Annotated in this window: 10 protein-coding genes; 6 read left to right on the forward strand and 4 right to left on the reverse strand. The window is 42.4% G+C overall.

What is annotated here, in order from left to right; translation table 11 throughout:
- Positions 1-116: 116 nt before the first annotated feature.
- The 3 genes from IPI59_05740 to IPI59_05750 all read right to left on the reverse strand — a co-directional run bounded on the left by IPI59_05740 (position 117) and on the right by IPI59_05750 (position 10,559).
- Positions 117-6,776 (reverse strand): gliding motility-associated C-terminal domain-containing protein, encoded by a 6,660-nt coding sequence (locus IPI59_05740; protein MBK7527052.1) that lies wholly within the window; start codon positions 6,774-6,776, stop codon positions 117-119.
- Positions 6,777-7,266: 490 nt separating this feature from the next.
- A complete protein-coding gene (locus IPI59_05745; protein MBK7527053.1) occupies positions 7,267-9,453 on the reverse strand; it encodes a M4 family metallopeptidase in 2,187 nt (728 codons plus the stop codon).
- A 188-nt stretch (positions 9,454-9,641) separates the two neighbouring features.
- A complete protein-coding gene (locus IPI59_05750; GenBank protein ID MBK7527054.1) occupies positions 9,642-10,559 on the reverse strand; it encodes a hypothetical protein in 918 nt (305 codons plus the stop codon).
- A gap of 706 nt (positions 10,560-11,265) precedes the next feature.
- Here IPI59_05750 and IPI59_05755 point away from each other — a divergent pair.
- The 6 genes from IPI59_05755 (at position 11,266) to IPI59_05780 (ending at position 17,862) form a co-directional block, all read left to right on the forward strand.
- Positions 11,266-12,231 carry a MoxR family ATPase gene (locus IPI59_05755; protein MBK7527055.1) on the forward strand — a complete coding sequence of 322 codons (966 nt, stop codon included), beginning with the start codon at positions 11,266-11,268 and terminating at the stop codon, positions 12,229-12,231.
- A 270-nt stretch (positions 12,232-12,501) separates the two neighbouring features.
- Positions 12,502-13,392, forward strand: a complete 891-nt coding sequence (locus IPI59_05760; protein MBK7527056.1) for a 4-hydroxy-tetrahydrodipicolinate synthase — start codon at positions 12,502-12,504, stop codon at positions 13,390-13,392.
- A 154-nt stretch (positions 13,393-13,546) separates the two neighbouring features.
- On the forward strand, positions 13,547-14,569 hold the full coding sequence (locus tag IPI59_05765; GenBank protein MBK7527057.1) for an acyl transferase: 1,023 nt from the start codon (positions 13,547-13,549) through the stop codon (positions 14,567-14,569).
- A gap of 52 nt (positions 14,570-14,621) precedes the next feature.
- Positions 14,622-15,125 carry an asparaginase gene (locus IPI59_05770; GenBank protein ID MBK7527058.1) on the forward strand — a complete coding sequence of 168 codons (504 nt, stop codon included), beginning with the start codon at positions 14,622-14,624 and terminating at the stop codon, positions 15,123-15,125.
- A 175-nt stretch (positions 15,126-15,300) separates the two neighbouring features.
- On the forward strand, positions 15,301-16,077 hold the full coding sequence (locus tag IPI59_05775; GenBank protein MBK7527059.1) for a L,D-transpeptidase family protein: 777 nt from the start codon (positions 15,301-15,303) through the stop codon (positions 16,075-16,077).
- Positions 16,078-16,155: 78 nt separating this feature from the next.
- Positions 16,156-17,862, forward strand: coding sequence for a PHP domain-containing protein (locus IPI59_05780; protein MBK7527060.1), 1,707 nt, complete (start codon positions 16,156-16,158; stop codon positions 17,860-17,862).
- Between the two features lie 44 nt (positions 17,863-17,906).
- On the opposite strand, the gene IPI59_05785 is transcribed toward IPI59_05780, so the two are convergent.
- Positions 17,907-18,503 (reverse strand): hypothetical protein, encoded by a 597-nt coding sequence (locus IPI59_05785; protein ID MBK7527061.1) that lies wholly within the window; start codon positions 18,501-18,503, stop codon positions 17,907-17,909.
- Positions 18,504-18,643: the final 140 nt, after the last annotated feature.

The raw sequence follows: 18,643 nt of genomic DNA on the forward strand, positions 1-18,643 counted from the left end.
GATTAACCACCCCTGCCCCTCCGAAGGAGGAGAATTTTCGAGGCCAACGGGCCATAAGCCATCGGCGATAATAAAGCACTAAAATAAAATGCAATTACAAGTAATTAATTGCTTTGTTATCGCAGCAAGGTAACGTTGCCTTTGCCAGTTTTAAGTTGTGTTTGGTCGCCGTTCACAAATGTAGCGGTAACATAATATACATACACGCCCACCAAAGCAGGGTTGCCGTTTTTGGCTTGTCCGGCCCAACGGGGGTCGGCGGCTGTTTCGTTAAATACTATATTACCCCACCTGTCAGCAATAGTTAGGGTTATACTTTGGGCACCATCGGCAATTACGCCAAAATTGTCGTTTACGCCATCATTGTTTGGACTAAACGCATTTGGTACAATAATATTTGGCGTAATTGAAACAGTAACCGTTGTTTCGGCATCGTCTTTACAGCCATTTGCAGTTGTAGCACTTACAGTATAAATAGTACTTTGCAGGGGTTTAGCATACGGGCTATCGCAATTATTACACGACAAAGTAGTAGCAGGCGCCCAAACAATACTGCCATCTAAAGGCAAGTTTGCTGTAAGTGGCAACATAACACTATCGCCTTTGGTAATAGTAAAGCTGGGTTCTAACAACAGTTCAAGCGCTTCAATATCAATTGTTTGTGTTACAGGCAAGCCTGTGCAGCCATTTTCGGTAGCGGTTACGGTAATGGTTTTAGAACCCTGAGCCGACCAAGATACTACATAAGGGCCAGCCCCAGCGCCCGATATAATTTGCCCACCATCAAAATCCCACACATAAGTAGCGTTAGGCGCGGGGGTTTCTATCAATATGGTTGCTTCGGCATCAACACAGCCCAATTTTGGCAATGTAATTGTAGCTGTTGGCAGTGCATTAACGGTAATTGTAAACGTAGTATCGTACAAACATTTTGTAGCTGCATCGGTATAAGTATAGGTAATTGAATGAAGGCCAACACCTGCCTGCTTAGGGTCGAAACTATTGCCGGTTAAGCCATTTCCGGAGGCAGCCCAACTGCCACCTGCTGGCAAAGCAGCAAAATTTATGGGCAGGGCATCTTCGCAAAGTTCAGTACTTGTAATTGCACTCAAATCAAAGTTTAAGGGCGTACAGGGAACGGTTTGGCAGTCGGCTTGCCCCAATTCACTTGCGCAAAGTATTGCACTTTGAGCTACAACAATTATGGTAATATTGTCGCCTAATTTTAAATTGTCGACGGGGTAGGTGGTATTGGTTGTTACATCAACGGTTGTATCGCTTCCATTAACAATTATTGTAACCTGATAGTCATTAGCACCAGGTACAGGATCCCAACCAAATACAACGCTGTTTTCGTTTGCATAAGTACAATCCGGATTTGGCGTAGCCAATTGGTCAATTACCGTTAATGTTTCTGAGGCTGTGTTCGATACGCATCCGTTTTCGGTAACAACTAAGGTAATATTTTTATTTCCGGCTGTATTATATGTTACTGTATGAGGCCCAACGGTATTTGCGTTCAATGGGTTTGCGCCAGCATCAAATTGCCAGTTAAAACTAGCTGTTGGCCCATTGCTTCCGGTGGAAAAAGCCTCTATACTTTCATTGACACAAATACTTGTAACCGACAAGTTTATATCGGCCACCGGCGTAGCAGCAATGGTAATGATTTCGGTATCGGTATAGCTGCATGGCCCGTTGGTATAGGTGGCTACTATGGTATGGCTACCTGCGCCTAAACTCGCCGGATTAAAATTAACCGCCGAAACGCCATTTACGGTAAACGTAGCAGTCGGTTCAGTAGCGCTCAGCGTTATAATTGCCTCGCCAGTACAATAATTTGTTTTAGCAAAGCAGTTAATTTGTAAATCTACCGCAGCACAATCGCTGGCTACACAATTTGCCGAAGCCGATGCGCTATTGCCGCAAGCACCTGTACCAATGGCTACAACACTAATGGTAACGGTATATCCGGGTTGTAAGCCAGTTTCATTGTAGGTTGTTCCAGCTTGATTTTTAGTTGTGGGGCCACTAATTACGTTTCCTAAATCGTCTGTAATGGTAACGGTAACATCATAACTTGCAGCGCCGGCAACAGCACCCCAGCCAAAATCAACGGTGGTGGTGGTTTGTCCATTACAAGCAACAACAGGTGTGGCCAAAGGTGCTTCAACTGTTAAATTTATACTCTCCGAGTCGGTGCAGCCATTTTCGGTAACCGTTAAATTAATGGTTTTGCTGCCTGCCGTTGCGTAGCTAATACTGTGTGGTCCGGCGGTATTGGCAGTTGCTATACTTGCGTCGGCGCCAAAACTCCAATTATAAGATGCAGAGCCGCCCGCGCTGCCGGTAAAACTTATGGTAGTTGCAATATTTACGCAAACCGGGTTTGGTGTTGCTGTCATTGCAGCCACCGGAAGACTGTAAACAGTGGCCGTTTCAGTATCGGTATAGGTACAAGGGCCATTTATATAAGTAGCTTCAATAGTATAGATACCTGCGCCTAAGGCATTGGGGTCAAAAATGGTAGCAGGACTGCCGTTTATGGTAAAGGTTGCTGCGGGTTCGTTAGCCGTTAAAGTAATAGCGGCATCGCCAACACAAAACTGGGTATCGGCAAAATTGGTTATTTGCAAATCAACGGTTGGGCAATCGTTGGCAAAGCAAGTAGCTGTTGCTGCTGGGCCATTGCCGCAAGCCCCTCCACCTAAGGGAACAACAATAATTTCGACACTATAATTAGGTTGTAAGCCCCCTTCGCTGTAATTAGTTCCGGGCTGATTATTTAAAGTTGTAGGACCGCTTACAATATTTCCTAAATCATCTTTTATTGTAATTGTAATATCATATCCGGATGCCCCCGGAACAGCACTCCAATTAAAATCAACATTGGTAGTAGTGCTATTGCAACTGATTAAAGTCGTTCCTATGGGTTCATCAACGGCAAGGTTGCTCGTTTGGCTATCAATGCAGCCATTGTTATTTACAACCAAAGTTATGGTTTTACTGCCTACAGTGCTGTAGTTAATCAAATGAGGGCCTACAGTTGTTGCCGTTGCCGGTGTTGCCCCCACTCCAAAATCCCAGGTATAATTTGCGGCAGCATCGGCGGTGCCAGTAAAGGTAAAGGTTGCTGGATTAGTATTACATAACGGATTGGCATCCATAATAAAATTGGCTACTGGTGTCAAATAGATTGTAGCAGTAACTGAGGCGGTATAAATACAAGGTGGGTTGTTTAATGTGGCTTCAATGGTATAAGTGCCTGCGGGTAAGCTACTAGGGTCAAAAGTGGTATCGGGTTTACCGTTTACGGTGAAAGTGGCTCCGGGTTCGTTGGCCGTTAGTGTAACAGCAGGGTCACCGGTACAAAAATTGGTGGATGCAAAACTTGTAATTTGCAAATCAACAGTTGGGCAATCGTTGGCTATGCAGGTGGCGGTACCAGCAGGGCTATCGCCGCAGGCACCATTGCCATTTGCAATTACACTAATGGTAACCGTATAGCCGGGTTGCAGCCCATTTTCGGTGTAGGTGGTGCCGGGTTGTGTTATATTGGTGGTGCCAAGTGGGTTTCCGAGGTCATCGGTAATTGTTATAGACAGGTCGTAATCGGTAGCGCCGGCAATAGCCCCCCAATTAAAAGATACGCTGTTAGTAGTACTAGTACAAGTAACTATTGGGGTGGGCAGCGGTGTTTCAACATTTACGCTGTTGCTACCCGAAGCTGAGCATCCGTTGGCGGTAACAGTCAGGTTTATAGTTTTATTGCCCGCAGTTGACCATTGTACATTGTGCGGCCCAATGGTATTGGCAGTCGCTGGCGCGGCATTTGCGCCAAAATTCCAAGCATAGGTATCGCCTGGCAAAGCATTTCCGGTATAAGTTATAGCACTGTTATTGCCTACACAAACCGTATTGGGATTAACCGATAAACTTACTGTTGGAGGGTCGTAAATTGTAGTAACGACAGTTGTTTGGTCAACGCAGCCAGTAAGAATATCGGTAACTGTATAAGTAATTGTATGTGTGCCGGCGCCGGCAGCATCAATGTCTAAGGTGTTGCCGGATAATCCGGATCCGGTTTTTGAAAAGACTCCGCCAGCAGGATTTCCGGATAGATTAACAATGGTTCCCGCGCCGGTGCAATAGCTGGCATTTAGTCCGGATATTGAAACGGCGATGGGCGTGCATCCGGATGTTTTGCAAGTTACCGCATTCGATTGGGCATCAGAACAAGGCGGTGTTGCCTTAGCCGTTACTATAATGGTTACATTTGTGTTTGGGCTTAATCCACTAACGGTATAGTTGCTATTGGTAGTAGTTTGCGGTGCTTGTGGTATGCCGTTTATTATTATGTCTAATTCGTACTCGGTAGCGCCGGGCACATCGTTCCAGTCATAGTCAATACTGTTGTCGGTAATATTTACACAATCGACAATGGGCTTGGTAGGAGCTTGCAAAACGGTAATAGTTTGGCTCACGGGTAGCGAAGGGCAGCCCTGACTTTCGGTACTTAGGGTAATAGTATAATTGCCGGCTGCCGGAAAAGTAAGTAAAATTGGCCCGGTGCCGCTATTGGGGTTGGCAATTGCGCCGCCAAAATTCCAGTTATAAGCTGCGCCAGCACCTAACGGGGCACCGTTATAATTTAAGGTTACGGCTTCGCCGGTACATACTTGGGTGCTGCTTAGGCTAAAACTTGCAACCGGCGGCAAGTATATTTGTGGCGAATAAGTAATGGTAAAATCGCAGCCATTAGCATCGGTATAAGTATAGGTAAGGGTATAAATGCCGGCGCTGACAAATTTATCGGGTTCAAACCATCCGGATGGGCTTATATTGGGGCCGGCAAATACGCCTCCGCCAAAGCCCGCCGCTACTTGCACCTGAAAATCGGGGTCGCTGGTACAATATGGGTTTACGAGGTTGGTAAATTGTAATCCTGGCGGGTTTGTGTTGGGGCAACTTGGCACTACGCAACTAATAAATGCTGGTTCGCTGCCGCAGTAAACGCCATTGCTGTCTAAGGCAATTACTTCTATGGCAATTTCGTCGCCGGGCAGCGCGCCGGTAACAGTATATTGAGTTTGTGTATTTGAGCCATCGGTATATTGATAAACTCCATTTAAATAAACCGTTACTTGGTAAATTTCGGCATTGGGTATGGCGCTCCAATCGAAAGTAATACCATCTGATAGATAATTTGCGCAAATGAGGTCGGCAATATTGGCTAAGGGTGCTTGTACTACAATATTAAAACTGGCAGTGCTTTGGCAGTTGCCGTCATCTACGGTAAAGGTTACGGTTTTGGTGCCGGCGGTAGCCCAAGAAATTTCGTAGGGGCCTTCGGTATTATTGCTGTTGGGTGTTGGCGTGCCGCCGCCAAAATTCCAGTTAAATGTTGAGCCGGGCGGCGAAAGCCCTTGGTATTCAAAATAAGTTAGTTCATCTATACATACTTGGCTATCCGGAATAAACATGTCGCTGGCAACGGGTCCTACTAAAAAAGTAAGGGTAAGAACATCGCTAATTTCGCATTTTTCGTTGTTTACATCACTTTGATTAATATCTTCAACGGTAACTTTAATATCAACAGTTCCAATAAATCCGGGTGGTGGGGTAAGGTCGGTTACGGTTGCGTTGGGGTTTGAAAACGAAAATCCGGGTAAATTACCTACCACTTCCCAATTGTATTGATAAAAAGAAGTTCCTTTTGAAGCGAAGGCCGAAAGCGAGGCTGTTTCGCCCTGGCATAACGAAGCATCGGGGCCGGCATCAACGGCAAGGCTGCAAAATACGCAGTTAAGGCCTCCGGTAGTAGCTACGCCTCCCCAGGTAAGGTCAAAACCAAGGTTGTCAACTGTAAAATTGTTTACTAGGATATAATACACTTCGCCCGGATTTACAATTAGCTCATCTACAAATCCGTTGCCTCCGCTCGATGGCTCGCTGGTGTCTGACTCTGTAGCTTTAAGGCCGGTAGTGCCATTAGGCGATTTGTCGTAAGTAGCTGCCGAACAGCGCACAGGTTGGCCTAAATTGCCGCAGTCGGGGTTGGGGCCATAAATGGCAAAATCGTAGTCGCTGGTTGGATTTGCGGGGGTGATGGTAAAGGTAATAGACGAATTGGCAGGTATATTGTTATTTAATTGAAAGCGATACCATGCCGATTGGTTTTCGCCCGGAATTGCCGAAAGGCAGCCACTATTTGAAAAATTAATATCATCTATGTCTCCGGCGCCATTGCTGTTATAGTTAAGGGGGGTATCATCGCACACCAAATAGGCGTTCATACAGTCGTTATTTGGGCCAAGCGTCGAGCCGGTAATGCAGGTACTACCCCAGCCGTTCCAAACGGCAATAAACCCACTGCTTTGTGTGCTGCCGTTGCTTATAAACTCGAGGGTAACGCAGCCACTTGCCGCCGTAATAATGCCATTTATACCAAAAGTAATATTGATATCGCCCGAATACGAGCCAATTAAAGGCGAGGCGGTATTTGGACCGTCGTAAATATTTAAAATATCGCTGTTCAATTCGGTCGAGAAGCTAAAAAAATCTAACTGCACACAATTTGAATTGCTGGGGCAAATCGTGTAAACAATGTTTTCGTTGGGGCCGTAATCTCCGCCAGAGTCGCCTGTATCGTATAAAGTTCCGCTGGTGGCATTAGTAAAACCGCCGTTGGTAATGGGCTGGGCTTGTAAGGCAAGCCCCAAAAATAAACCAACAAATAAAAAAAATAAGTGGATAGTAATAATGCTAGGTTTCATAAGGGTAATATTTAGGCAAGTGGTTTTTTATTTATATGCCTGTATATGTTTTTTAAATTAGAATGAAGGTGCTTTTAGATAACCGTGTAAAAAGACTACTTTGCGTGGGTGTTGAGGCGCAACTTCATACCTACTGTTTTGATAGAATCAATAGCGTTTAGTCTAAAATAATCCATGCAACCTGCTACGTCATATATGTTCTCGCTAAATAAAGGTAAGTGCGTCATTAAAATTAATTTAGCTTATTTTTTGGTTCCACTACTAAATAATTATATTTCAGGCAATAACCCACAAAAAAGTATCCGAAAGCAATTAATATTCCCTTCCTTCGGAGGGGCAGGGGTGGGTTAATCTTCCGGAGTTGTGTAAGTTTCCTATCAAGGGCAAGAAGCGAAAATTTGCAAGTTTAATCTTATATACTAATTTTGAAGAGGTACTTACTTAGGTTACAGCCATCTATTCAGTTATTTGTAATATTATATTTTTTCGGTTATTTGTTTAGTTTTATTACTTTGGCGGCAACATTTTGGTTGTTAGTAGTAATTAGCTGGCAAATATAGATACCATTTGCCAAATTTGCAATACTAAGCGGTATTTGGTATAGTCCTGCCTCAAATTGTTGGTTAGTTATGACTTGTTGAACTTTGTTGCCTTGTAAATTATAGAGGGTGATGGTGATGGTTTGGTTGGTGGGTAGGGTTAATAATAATTTGCCATACCCATTTTTTACCGGATTTGGACTGCACACCAATTGAATATCGTTGGGGTTGGTGGTGTTGGCTGTTGGGTTGTTTTTTAGCACAAATATACATTTGGTACTTGGGTTTATGCTTGGTTGGTTGAATGCTGCCTGGTGGGTAAGGTAAAACGAAAAATTGCCGTTAATAAAATAGTTTTCGTAGTTTATGGTTTTGTTTCCACCGGTTAAAATGGTGGTTTTTATGGCTATGGGTTGCCTTTCGTAGGGGGCAAAGGGTATGTTTAGTAGTTTGGCGGTTTGGTAGTCGTCTATGCGCACCTCGCGTTGGGTTAGCCAAGTAATGCCCTGCCCTTGCTGCCCTGTTGAAACCCAGTTATCCCATAATTGAGGGCTAAGTACAAGGCTAATTTCTATTGAGTCGTTGCTGCCTTGCAAGCCTAAACCATTGGTTAGTTGTTGGTAAACAATGTTTAAATTGGCTGCCGTAGCGTTGTTATTGCTTATAAATAACACACTTGGGTTGCCGGCAATAGCCGGCGGAACTCCGCCGCCAATACCTAAACCCGGATTTAAGAAAAACAGGTTTTTGGTAACAATATTATTGTGGTAAATTATGTTGTGAGTTATATTGTCTTCGATTTCGTTGGGTAAAGGGTCGGCATCAGATAACAATCGGGCTAAAAGGCATATTTCGTATTTTTCTTGTCCGTCTAAGGGGTCAAGTTCGGGGGTAAGCCAACATTCGACAGGGTCGGCATAGAAAGGCAGGTCGGGGTTTACAAAATTGGGTGGCGACCAAGTAGTCCATCCGGTAAAATAGTCGTTTGGGTTAATAGCGGGTATTTCAACGGGGCTATTCACTATTTCATCGCCAAGGTAACATGTTTCGTTTCCGGTATCAAAATACCAATCAACCCAGTTAAAATCCCAAATTTCGCCGCTACTTGCCATGGTATAATATAGGTGTAGTTGTGCGGGGTCTGAGCCTAAATTGGGGTGTGCATTGTAAATTGTAAAGCCAATGCGGTTGCTATAGGCGGGTTCGGGTGGCGCGCTGCCAGCTAAATAACAGCTATCGTTTTGTGGGCAAACCCATATATCGGGGCTGTTCCATATATCGTTCCAGCCAAGTATATCATCACATTCGGTGTTGGGTTCAAAACCTTGGTCGCCCCAACGGTCGCGCATACGCAGGTCTATAAAGCAAAGTTCGTCGTCGGTAATGCCTTCTTTTTTGCCACCGGGTATGTTTAAGCCTAAACCTACGGCTTTAAATGCCCTAATGGTTTGTTTATGGGCAGTGCAAGAAATGGCTTGGGCGGCGGCAACCATAGCCTTAGCAAAATCTTCGTAACTGGGAACTGGTTTTTTTAAAGTATCAGTTATATATTGCAAGCCGTTTATTAGCACCATTTCGGCGGTATCAATGGTTAGTGGTTCAACGGTTATGCTGTCGGTGGCGTAGTTAAATCCGGTGCCACCATCTGCCAATAAATAAAACCATTTGGCTACTATGCCGGCATGGTTATAAATTGCTTGGGCTGTGGTATCCCAATTAGAAGCGGTATTGTTGTAATATAAGGCTTGCGGGGGTAGGGTGTTTTCGGGGTGGGCAAGGTCGCGGGGTAATAGGTCGGTTTGGGCAGGTATTACTACCGCATCGCCTATAACCCAATCTACAATGCCAAAAGCATGTTTGCGTACTAAAGTGCTAAATATATCGGCTACGCCTTCGTGAATGGCACCTGCCTGATAGCGGAGTGTTGCGGTATCGTGTGTTATGTGATTACCCATACTAAACTTGTTAAATAATATGGCATGGGCGTATTCATGCGCTACTATATCAATAGAAACGGGGGCGGTCATAATTGTATCGTCCCCACTTCCAAAGCCGAAATGTTTTAACTTTTGATCCCAAAACACCTCATTTCCAAATGGGTCAAAAGGAGACTCAGGGAAATGTACTAACGCTTTCAATGGTGCTTTGTAATCAATGGCTTTTGTCGCAAAATAGTTTCGCGATGTTTGTAAGTTATGCCATGCTGTTGTGGCTATGGTGTTTTTTTTACTTATACTACTGTCGGTATAACACCAAAATATTTTTTGTACTTTTGGTCCACCATAATACTTGCTACCGTCGTAAATATTTATCGAATCATTGATGGTTAAATTAGTCGTGTCCGTGCCATCCGGTAAACGATTTTATTCCCTGCATTACATTCATCTGCTAATATAGTTTGGCAACCGTTATACAATGTAGGCACACCTACCATAACGCCATCTGTAAATACCGTGCAAATATTGGTACTACAGGTATCTTGGCAATTAAACATTGTAGTTGCGTTGCCAACACATTTATAACAATCTGTTAGATACGTCCCACCCCAATCGGGTACATACTTTATAAATTTACCGTTCGTAGCATTAACAAAATAACCCCCATTTTTTTTTGTAATTTTTGGGATATAGAATGCATAATAAATGGTGTTACTAACTGGGTTTATTAAGGGACGAACATTTTCTGAGCTATGCGCTTGCCATGCTGCGGTATTAAACCCTTCATAAATTTCGGCGTGGTCATAGGCTATTTTTACCGCTTCTTCCCTACTTATCATACCCGTTGTGTCTATGTTTAGGTTGGGGTAGTAAGTGCCTGTTGTGCGATAAATTTTATCGTTAGCAGAGCCTATCAAAAAGCCTACGTTTGTTACTTCAATACCTTTATAATATTGTTTATAGTGCTTAATTTTATCATTCTGCCGTTCAAGTTTAAATGTACAGTCATTGCATGTAGGAAATAGCCTTCCGTCGCCAAACAAATCTTCAACGGTTTTAGCAACGCAATTAGGGTCAGAAGTATCTAAAATATAAGAAAAATAATAGGGTTCATCGTCATTGTTTCTATTATTTTGTAATACTTTAGGGCATTTTTGGGTATTAATTCCCACCTCTGCAAGTGGGTTGTTTGCTTGTTTTAAATTGGTTGTGGTTGTTTGTGGTTGTTTAGTTTTTTGGCTACCCCAAGCAATACAGCCCGCCATAAAAACCAATAGGGTTAGTAGGGTTAAGGTTAATTTTGCCATAAGTAACAATAGGATTTGTAAAAACTAAAATGATTATTGTTTGTGCTTTATATATTATGTGCGTCATTAAAATTAATTTAGCTTATTTTTTGGTTCCACTACTAAATAATTATATTTCAGGCAATAAGCCACAAAAAAGTATTTGTAGGCAATTAATATTCCCTTCCTTCGGAGGGGCAGGGGTGGGTTAATCTTCCGGAGTTGTGTAAGTTTCCTATCAAGGGCAAGAACCGAAAATTTGCAAGTTTAATCTTATATACTAATTTTGTACAGATACTTAAAAGGCCAAAAACACACTCAAAAATGCCGTTTTTTGCTCGATTATTCATTTGTTTTAGGTAAACAAATTTGTAAATGGGTTGCACAAAGACTTATATATTGCTGCAAAGTGTCGCTCTTTATCCAAATTTTATGTTGTTCTAAGCATCTATTTATCAACGCAGTAAGATTTGTTTAAGTTGTGTCGCACAATATATAATCATGTTTATAAAAGATAATTTACTAATCAATAGACCTTCCCAATTATTATCCGGATAAAAGCAAGGCAAAACTTTGTATTGGTATAAGTTTTAAACCTTATTAACAATTTACACGTTGTTAATTTCTGTACCTTTGCGGTTTGTTTGAAATAAACGAAAACAAAGCACTTGATTTTGCCCTCATTTAATAGTTTTAATTAGTAGTAGTAAATTTTTTAATTTTAATAATGACCCAGTACAGTTCTGACGTGGTGGCGGTTGACGCATTAGCACAATCGTTCCGCAACCTTAAAAGCGAAATTGCCAAAATAATTGTAGGGCAAGACGACGTAATAAGCCGCGTATTAATTGCCATTTTTTGTGACGGCCACTGCCTGTTAGTGGGAGTTCCGGGGCTGGCAAAAACGCTGTTAGTGCAAACTATTGCCAACGTGCTCGACCTTAGCTTTAAACGCATACAATTTACCCCCGACTTAATGCCCAGCGACATTACAGGTGCCGAAATTTTAGACGATAACCGCCAGTTTAGATTTAGCCCCGGCCCCCTGTTTGCTAATATTATACTGGCCGACGAAATTAACCGTACCCCGCCTAAAACCCAAGCCGCACTGTTAGAGGCTATGCAAGAACGCTCGGTAACCGCTGCCGGAGTAGTGCATAAATTGCCTTTGCCCTTTTTTGTGTTAGCCACCCAAAACCCAATAGAACAAGAAGGCACCTACCCACTACCCGAAGCGCAGCTTGACCGCTTTATGTTCAATGTAAAACTTGACTACCCAAGTTTTGCCGAAGAAGTAGCCGTAGTAAAAAATACAACTACCCTTCGCGAAGTTGAACTTAAACACGTTGTAACCGGAGACGAAATTCGCGCCTTCCAAAAATTAGTGCGCAAAATACCCATCGCCGACAATGTGTTAGAATATGCCGTAAAATTAGCCACCAAAACCCGCCCCGGCACCGCACAAGCCACACCCGATGTAAATAACTATTTAGCTTGGGGTGCAGGCCCACGCGCATCGCAATTTTTAGTAATGGGGGCAAAATGCCATGCCGCCGTAAATGGCAAATACTCGCCCGACATTGACGATGTGCGCGCTATTGCCGAACCCGTTTTGCGCCACCGTATTGTTAAAAACTACAAAGCCGAAGCCGAAGGAATAACCATTGAAGACATAATTGCCAAATTATTATAAAATATCCGGCTTTTAATTTTTATTTTTTCCTTGAAGTTGTTTGTATCAAGTGCTTAAAACTGCCACACATTTTAATGTTTAAACAAATTCTATGTGTCCACATGGTTAATTAGTATGGTTTAATTCTTAAACAACTTTATCCGGATAATTGCTGCGCTAAATCAAAATTATCAATCAAATTGTTTATTTTTGCAATAAAAAATATTGATGTTAAAAACAACCTATTTAATTTCTTTCTTTTATCAAATCGTCATTTTTTAAAATAAATATATGAGCAGCAAATTCAAAGGTCTTGGTGTTGCCTTGGTTACCCCTTTTACACCCAAGGGCGATGTTGATTACAACGGCCTCGAGAACGTAATAAAACATTGTATTGCCGGCGGGGTCGATTATTTGGTTTCATTAGGTACTACCGGAGAAAGTGTAACCCTTAGTCCGGAAGAAAAAATGGCCGTACTAAGTTTTACTATTCAGGTTGCTGGCGGCAGGCTGCCTATTGTAGCCGGATTTGGAGGCCACGATACCCGAAAACTTGTTCACGAAATACAAAGTTACCATTTTAAAGGCGTTGATGCCATTTTATCGGTAAGCCCTTATTACAACAAACCATCGCAAGAGGGTATTTACCAACATTTTAAAGCAGTAGCACAGGTGGCACCCGTTCCGGTAATTATTTATAATGTACCCGGCCGCACAAGCAGCAATATTAGTGCCGCTACTACCTTGCGCCTTGCCACCGACTTTCAAAATATTATAGGCATCAAAGAGGCATCGGGCAGTTTACCCCAATGTATGCAAATAGTTAAAAACCGCCCCCGCCCCGACTTTTTAGTCATATCGGGCGATGACAACCTTACTTTGCCCATGATTAGCATAGGTATGGACGGCGTAATTTCGGTAATAGCCAATGCCTATCCGCGCACTTTTGCCAACATGGTAACCCAGGCACTTAGCCAAAATTTTGAAGAAGCCCGGCCCCTACACTATCGCTTGCTAAATATTACAGACCTTATTTTTGCCGAGGGCAGCCCCGCAGGTATTAAAGCAGTGCTTAACCAAATGAATATTTGTGCCGATACGCTGCGTGGCCCATTAGCCAATATTACCGACACCCTATACCAGGCAATAGCTAACGAGGTAAAACAGTTGCCACAGGCCTAAAAACAACAAGCAATAGCTATTCCGTAGCTAATAAAGCGAGCAGACTAACCTTGCTTAAACGAGGATTGTTTTTATTGATGTTATTTAAGTTTTATTTAATAGCTTATCAAGGCCAGTTTCCATAGGTCAACCACATTACTTTTTAATAAACAAAATGCCCCACACTTTTAATGTATCGTTGTTTGAAGCGGGCATTTTTACCCTTAATACCCCTGCTTCATTTGAGGCGGCTGCCTTACAGATTTTTAGGCAGCAAGCTCAAAAATGTGCACCCTACCAGGCATTTTTGCATTATTTAAAAACCGATATAAGCCAGATTAGCCGCATTGAACAAATACCTTTTTTGCCTGTCGAGGTCTTTAAAACACATAAGGTTGTAACCCAATTTTATCCGGATGCGCCTGCTGCCGACAATAGCCCCATAGTTTTTACCAGTAGCGGCACAACAGGGCAAGCGGTTAGCAAACACTACGTTCAAAACGTTTTGTTATACGAGCACAGTTTTATGCGGGGTTTCGAGCATTTTTATGGTCCGGTAAATCAATATTGTGTGTTGGCTTTATTGCCCGCCTATTTAGAGCGGCAAGGCTCGTCTTTGGTGTATATGGCACAGCATTTAATTGAAAAATCGGGACACAAACAAAGCGGTTTTTATTTATACAATACCAAACAACTTGCCCAAACGCTAAGCCAGCTTACCACACAAAAACAACCCATCCTACTATTAGGGGTAAGTTTTGCCTTGCTTGATTTTGCCCAGCAATATCCGCAGCCGCTTCCGTTTACAATTATTATGGAAACCGGCGGTATGAAAGGCCGCCACCGCGAAATAACTCGCCCCGAGCTGCACAAAATTTTACAAACAGCCTTTAACCGCCCCAATATCCATGCCGAATATGGTATGACCGAGCTTTTATCGCAGGCGTACTCGTTGGGCAATGGCCTTTTTACCTGCCCCCCTTGGATGCGCGTGCTGCCGCGCAATGTAAACGACCCCTTAGACAATAATGCCTACCACCAAACATCCGGATTAAATATTATTGATTTGGCAAATATACACGCCTGTTCCTTTATTGCTACGCAAGATTTAGGGAAAGTTTACGCAAATAATCAGTTCGAGGTCTTGGGCCGTTTTGATTATAGCGATGTACGAGGCTGTAATTTGATGCTGTCTTAAAAATTAAACTAAAAATAGCTTAAAAATAACATCATAAACGTAACTTTGCCCTATGAAAATCCATATTTTTGTAACAGGCGGTACTTTCGACAAAGAGTACGATATGCTTAAAGGACAACTGTCTTTAAAAAAAACACATTTAAAAGAAATTTTTGAGTTAGGCAGGGTAAAAATAGACTATATACTTTCGGAATTAATGCTGATAGATAGTCTTGAAATGACCGACGAGCAACGCCAAGGTATTGCCAATAGTTGTGAAGCCTGCCCTGAAGATGCTATTTTAATAACCCACGGCACAGACACAATGGTTGAAACCGCAAAAGCAATAGCACGGTTAAATTTAGCAAAAACAGTGGTACTTACCGGGGCGTTAATTCCGTATAAATTTGAAAGTTCCGATGGTTTTTTTAACTTAGGCAACGCGCTGGCTTTTGCCCAGGTATTGCCACCAGGCGTATATATTGCCATGCACGGGCGGTATTTTGAATGGAATAATGTCTATAAAAACCGTGAAACAGGCTATTTTGAAGAACTACCATCGCTTAAAAACAGGTAATAATTGCATTTAACGTGTATTCAGCGCTTCGGCAATAGCATTTTACGCCCCCCCAAACAAGGCTTACCTTTATTTGCAAAAAAGCACGTGTTTACTTGGGCCTTCCCATAAATAAATGGGCAAAATTTGTATCTTTGCATTTGATTAGTTAATTAGGTTATTGCCATTTTAACCAATGATGAAAAAAATAAGACTGCTTACCCTTTTTATCCTGTTGTTATTATTTCCTTCGGTTGCAAATTTTTTAAACTTACAAGCCCAAGATACTTTTGCCTACGAGCAGTTGCTCAACAACCGCGTGTTATTGGCACAAATAGACAAAGAAAATACACTGCGCCAAGAATTTGCTTTGCGCGGGCTAACCTACCCCCCCAAAGCTATTTATTTGCAGGCTTTTAAAAAGGAAGGCCTATTAGAAATTTGGGTGCTGACCGAACAAGGCATTTATGCCAAATTTAAAGAATATACAATTTGCACCTCCTCCGGAAAATTAGGGCCCAAACGCATCCAAGGCGATGGTCAAGTACCCGAAGGATTTTATTATATCAACAAATTTAATCCGGTTAGTAGTTTTTATCTATCACTGGGCATAAATTATCCCAACGACTCAGACCGTATTTTTGGCGGCTACAACCCGTTAGGCGGCGATATTTATATACACGGCGACTGCAAGTCGGTGGGTTGTTTGCCTCTTACCAACGAAAAAATGAAAGAGGTTTATTGGTTGGCTGTAATGGCATGTAATAATGGGCAATATCGCCCCCCCGTGCATATTTTTCCGATGCGATTTAGCAATACCGAACTTTATATGCGCGAGTATGCCAAGGCTACAACCTCGACGCAACGATTATGGGAAAATATAAAGTTAGGTTACGATTATTTTGAAGCCAACCGCACCCTACCCCCTATTTGGGTGGGTGGCGATGGCTATTATAGATTTAATACCTATTAACAACAGGTAAAATATACAATTTGCTGTTTTTTACTTGTTACCACTAATTAAAATAGTGCGCCAACTGCTGTTATTATAATGATGACCAATAAAGAAATTGCCAAAGCCTTGCGCAAATTAGCCGATTTAATGGAGGTTAACGACGACCAACCTTTTAAAGCGCGTGCTTATGCCAATGCTGCTATTGCTGTTGGCAGGGCTACCGAACAATTAACCGAGCTAAACAAAACCCAAATTGCCGCCATTAAAGGCATCGGCAACTCGACCGCCGAAAAAATTAGCGAATTAATAACTTCCGGAAGTTTAGCCCAATATCAAACCTTAGTAAAGCAAACGCCGCCGGGCATTGTTACCCTACTTGAAATTAAAGGTTTAGGCCCCAGCAAAGTAAAAACAATTTGGAGACAATTAGGCGTTGAAACTCCCGATGAACTATTATACGCCTGCTTAGAAAATCGATTGGTAATTTTAGACGGTTTTGGCCAAAAAACTCAAGAGAACATACGTTTGGCAATAGCATACTACTTAGCTAACCAAGGCAGCAAACGCTTTGCCGATGCCGAACCATTAGCCCTAACCCTTTTACAACAAATAAGACAATTACCCGGCGTAACCCAAGCCGAGCTCACAGGTCAAATACGGCGACTTATGCCTGTTGTAGATACAATTGAATTGGTTGTAGCTGCACAGCATCCGGAGGATTTAGCAAAAGAACTGAATTTACAGGTAGAGGCGCAGGATCCGGAAAAAATAATATCCGGAAAAGATACTGCCTTGGGCATTCCTATACGCATTTATTGTTGTTCTCCAGCCAATTTCATCTCCAAATGGTTCGAAACTACCAGCACCGCCAAACATGTAGAAGAACTACAACAAGCAGCTCAAAAATTAGGCAAATCATTTGATTTTAAAATAACCGAGCCACAATTACAAGCACCTGATAGCGAAGCAGCTATCTATGCACAAGTGGGTATTGCCCAAATTTACCCCGAACTGCGCGAGGGCCGAGGCGAGGTGAACTGGGTTTTACAACAAAACTTACCACAATTAGTAACCAACGCCGATATAAAAGGCATTATACACGCCCATAGTACCTACAGCGACGGTGCCGCCACCTTACAAGCAATGGCTAACCGCTGCCTCGAACTTGGCTATACTTATTTAGCCATTACCGACCACTCGCAGGCTGCCTTTTATGCCAACGGCCTAACCTCCGACCGCGTAGCCCTGCAACACACCGAAATTGACCAGCTAAACGAAAAATTTAGCCAACACAATTTTAAAATTTTTAAAGGTATTGAAGCCGATATTTTGCCCGATGGCTCGTTAGATTATGACGAAAATACACGGTGCAATTTTGAGGTAATTATTGCCTCGGTGCACTCGGTTTTGCGCATGACCGAAGAAAAAGCCAACCAACGCCTGCTTAAAGCCATAGAAAACCCATCCACACATATTTTAGGCCACCCAACAGGCCGGCTGCTATTAGCCCGCTTGGGTTACCCTATAAATCATAAACTAATAATTGATGCTTGCGCCGCCAATGGTGTGGCCATTGAACTAAACGCTAACCCCTACCGCTTAGATATTGACTGGACCTGGCTTGACTATTGCCAAGAAAAAGGCGTAAAAATAGCCATCAACCCCGATGCGCATAGTTTAGAAGGTATTGGCCATACTCGCTACGGTGTATTGGCAGCCCGAAAAGGCAAATTATTGCGCCAAAACTTGTTAAACGCTTATACACCTACCGAATTTGAGGCCTGGTTAAAACAAAAGTCGTAGTTGCCCACCAATGCCACGAGGAAAAAATAAATACTTATACAAATTTATATAATTAAAGCTATAGCAGTGCATAAAAACCCTGTTAAATAGCCGTGTAGTACCTGCCTTGGGGTGTGGGCATTTAAAATTAACCGGCTACTACCAATTAACCCGGCCACAACAATTACTAAAGCAAATGCCCAGTCGGTGCGATGCGTGGCAATATGCGCCGAAAAAAGGGCAATGGCTGCCAACCCACCCACTCCAATAGTGTGCAAACTGATTTTGTTGTCAAAAATAATATTTAAAAACGCAAAAGTTAATCCGGCGGTGGCCCCAAAGGCAATATCGCCAATGGTTTCGGGGTAGCCCTCTAAACGGTAAAAAAGTACAACACTCCAAGTATAAAACACCATAACGGCAATAAAAACAGCTATGCGCTCGTTGCGTGTTTTTAGTTCTAAAGACTGAATAAGCCCTGTAGCCCGCATTAGCAAGGTGGCCAAAACCGGGAAAACAAAGGTATTAATAGCTGTTATTAAAATTAGATACCACGAATTATTAAATAAAAATGGATTTGCCCACGTCAAATAAAATACTGCCAATGTAGGCATTATTACCGGATGCAAAATAGTTGATATAATTTGGGCTACGATGCGCATAATTTTAACAAATACAACTAAAATAACAAAATATTAAAAAAAGTAACGAACAAATAATCCGGAAAAAAATAAATACCCTCTTATTAGGTAGTTTGGAGACAAATAATTGCATTATCGCTCTCCGGATGAATAAACCCTTA

The organism is Sphingobacteriales bacterium, from assembly GCA_016706405.1.
Taxonomy (GTDB): Bacteria; Bacteroidota; Bacteroidia; order Chitinophagales; family UBA2359; genus BJ6.

Bases quoted from the DNA above. Each gene is read 5' to 3' on its own strand.
- IPI59_05740 (MBK7527052.1), bottom strand. From the start codon at position 6,776: ATGAAACCTAGCATTATTACTATCCACTTATTTTTTTTATTTGTTGGT.
- IPI59_05750 (MBK7527054.1), bottom strand. From the start codon at position 10,559: ATGGCAAAATTAACCTTAACCCTACTAACCCTATTGGTTTTTATGGCG.
- IPI59_05755 (MBK7527055.1), top strand. From the start codon at position 11,266: ATGACCCAGTACAGTTCTGACGTGGTGGCGGTTGACGCATTAGCACAA.
- IPI59_05760 (MBK7527056.1), top strand. From the start codon at position 12,502: ATGAGCAGCAAATTCAAAGGTCTTGGTGTTGCCTTGGTTACCCCTTTT.
- IPI59_05765 (MBK7527057.1), top strand. From the start codon at position 13,547: ATGCCCCACACTTTTAATGTATCGTTGTTTGAAGCGGGCATTTTTACC.
- IPI59_05770 (MBK7527058.1), top strand. From the start codon at position 14,622: ATGAAAATCCATATTTTTGTAACAGGCGGTACTTTCGACAAAGAGTAC.
- IPI59_05775 (MBK7527059.1), top strand. From the start codon at position 15,301: ATGATGAAAAAAATAAGACTGCTTACCCTTTTTATCCTGTTGTTATTA.
- IPI59_05780 (MBK7527060.1), top strand. From the start codon at position 16,156: ATGATGACCAATAAAGAAATTGCCAAAGCCTTGCGCAAATTAGCCGAT.
- IPI59_05785 (MBK7527061.1), bottom strand. From the start codon at position 18,503: ATGCGCATCGTAGCCCAAATTATATCAACTATTTTGCATCCGGTAATA.